The sequence below is a fragment of the Turicimonas sp. TL08 genome, assembly GCF_054660695.1.
The window spans coordinates 1-238 of sequence record NZ_BAAGDP010000127.1; the positions used below are offsets into that span (position 1 = coordinate 1).

Here is a 238-nt window from a genome sequence, read left to right on the forward strand (position 1 = left end):
CGTTTGTCTGTTTTTTGCCGAAATATATCCGCAATTCGGACAAGTTCTGCTCGTATTTTTCGGAGGAACCATTACCAGCAACCCTCCTCTTTCTTCCAGCTTGTAAGCCAACATTGTCTTGAAAGAATACCATCCTTGGTCAAGAATTGAACGATTTAAACCGCTTTTCTGTCTGACCTTTTTCCCGGGCTGCTCAACTGTACCTGACGCCGATGCAGACATATTCGATACTTTTAGA

1 protein-coding gene is annotated in these 238 nt (G+C 43.3%); it reads right to left on the reverse strand.

Going from position 1 to position 238, the window contains the following annotated elements:
- A partial coding sequence (locus tag ACYQ4O_RS13210) for a zinc ribbon domain-containing protein (protein WP_460175901.1) occupies positions 1 to 222 on the reverse strand: 222 nt, incomplete at its 3' end.
- Positions 223 to 238: the final 16 nt, after the last annotated feature.